The sequence below is a fragment of the Streptomyces sp. NPDC007205 genome (genome assembly GCF_040634095.1).
Taxonomy (GTDB): domain Bacteria; phylum Actinomycetota; class Actinomycetes; order Streptomycetales; family Streptomycetaceae; genus Streptomyces.
The window spans coordinates 1-1,400 of sequence record NZ_JBEYEW010000182.1 but is presented as its reverse complement, the minus strand read 5'-3'; the positions used below and the strand labels follow the sequence as shown (position 1 = coordinate 1,400).

At 66.9% G+C, this 1,400-nt stretch carries 2 protein-coding genes; both read right to left on the bottom strand.

Annotated features, from left to right (window positions below):
* Nucleotides 1-84 precede the first annotated feature (84 nt).
* On the bottom strand, nt 85-900 hold the full coding sequence (locus ABZ624_RS43105; protein ID WP_360101250.1) for an AAA family ATPase: 816 nt from the start codon (nt 898-900) through the stop codon (nt 85-87).
* On the bottom strand, nt 897-1,400 hold a 504-nt coding region (locus tag ABZ624_RS43100; protein ID WP_360101247.1), incomplete at its 5' end, for a Mu transposase C-terminal domain-containing protein. The genes ABZ624_RS43105 and ABZ624_RS43100, both read right to left, overlap by 4 nt.

Sequence of the window (1,400 nt, the reverse complement as noted above, 5' to 3'; positions counted from 1 at the left end):
TGTTGAGCGACGCTGAAGGTGTGCATGAAGGTGACGTTCTGGTTGTCGACGGGACGGGTCGTGAACGCGGTGTCGCTTTCGTCGTCACTCTGTCGCGTGCGTCTCGGTGATGGCGACGCGGGTGGAGGACTCGTCGACGATGCCCTTCTCCTCGGTGAAGGCGGCGATGAGGGACTGCCAGGCGATGTTGTTGACCGAGCGAGGCAGGCCGCGGCTGGTGAGGTGGATCAGTTCGACGGCGTCGTCGGAGAACAGCGTGTCCTGGCGGCCGGCGATGGTGAGGTGGTGCTTGATGTAGCTGGCGGTCTCCTCCTTCGTCATCGTGGGCATCTGGTAGCTGATCGCGATCCGCTGGTCGAGGGCGGCCAGGACGCCATGCTTCATCCGCTTCCGCAGCGTGGGCTGGCCGATCAGCAACACCGCGAACGGTGTCGTGGAGTCCATCTCGCAGTTGGTGAGCATGCGGATCGCGTCGAGTTCGTGGTGGTCGAGCAGGTGCGACTCGTCGATCACGACGGCCGGGGTCCGGCCGCGTTCGTCGACCTCCGCGGCCAGCGCGGTGGATGCCTGGGCTGCCAGAGCGGCCAGGTGGAACTTGGGGGTGCCGCCCAGGGCGGTGACGATGCGGTCATAGAGGCCGCGCATGCCGACCTCCGGGTTGGGCTGGTAGATCACCGTGAACCGGGCCGGGTCCAGTGAGGCGACGGCGCCCTTGAGGGCGACGGTCTTGCCGGAGCCGACCTCGCCGGTGACCACGCCGATCGCCCGGTTGTTGATGCACCACGCGATGCGGGCCGCGGCCTCCCGGTGTGAGTGGTGCTGGTGCAGCATCGAGGGGGCCAGGTCCCGGCCGAAGGGAATGCGGGTGAAACCGAAGTACCCCTGAACACGGTCGATCATCGCGGCCCCCGCCTGTCGTCCAGCAGGGACGAGTAGTTGATGCCCTTCGCGGTGTTCGCCGCGTGCGTCTCGTCCAGAATCTTCAGGTAGTTGATCCCGGTCGACGGCGCCGGTGTCTGCGGCGTCTCCGGGCTCGCCTTCGGATGCGTGTGACGGCCCACCCGGTGCGGAACCGCCTTGCCCGCCGTCTTCCCCGACGCCCTGACCTCGATCTCGGTCAGGTCGAACGGGTCGAAGACCAGCTCCACCCTCATCCCGCTCAGCATCGGGTCGACCTCGTAGGTGTTGCCGTGCAGGCTGACCGTCGCGGTCTTCGTCACCGTCCGGAACTCCGACCACAGAAACGCCTCCCGAAGATCAGCGGGGCTGGGCAGCGGCAGCGGCTTGGGAATCGAACCCAGCCAGCGTTCGATCGGAGGCTGCCCGGTCTCCGAGTGCACCGTGCGGTGATAGACCGTCTCCACCCAGGCGGTGAACAGCCTGTTCAGCTCGGTGAGATG